Origin of the sequence: Halomonas marinisediminis (assembly GCF_004347715.1) — a bacterium.
In the GTDB taxonomy this organism is placed as follows: Bacteria; Pseudomonadota; Gammaproteobacteria; order Pseudomonadales; family Halomonadaceae; genus Halomonas; species Halomonas icarae.
The window spans coordinates 1-279 of the sequence record NZ_SLTR01000388.1 but is presented as its reverse complement, the minus strand read 5'-3'; the positions used below and the strand labels follow the sequence as shown (position 1 = coordinate 279).

1 protein-coding gene is annotated in these 279 nt (G+C 67.4%); it reads left to right on the top strand.

Going from position 1 to position 279, the window contains the following annotated elements; genetic code table 11:
• On the top strand, nt 1-279 hold a 279-nt coding region (locus E0702_RS17105; protein ID WP_132045738.1), incomplete at both ends, for an LLM class flavin-dependent oxidoreductase.

Here is a 279-nt window from a genome sequence, read left to right as displayed (position 1 = left end):
TCTCGCAGCGCAGCTGCCCGGCATCCACAACGTGACCGTCTGGTCGGACCCGCGCTCCGAGAGCCAGATATCGATCGACTCCTTCATCCGGCTCGCGCAGACCGTCGAACGCGGCAAGTTCGACTTCTTCTTCCTCGCCGAAGGGCTGCGGCTGCGCGAGCACAAGGGGCAGGTCTACGACCTGGACATCGCGGGACGCCCGGAAAACCTGACCGTGCTCAGCGCCCTGGCCGCCGTCACCACCCGTCTGGGCCTCGCCGCCACGGTCAACGCCACCTT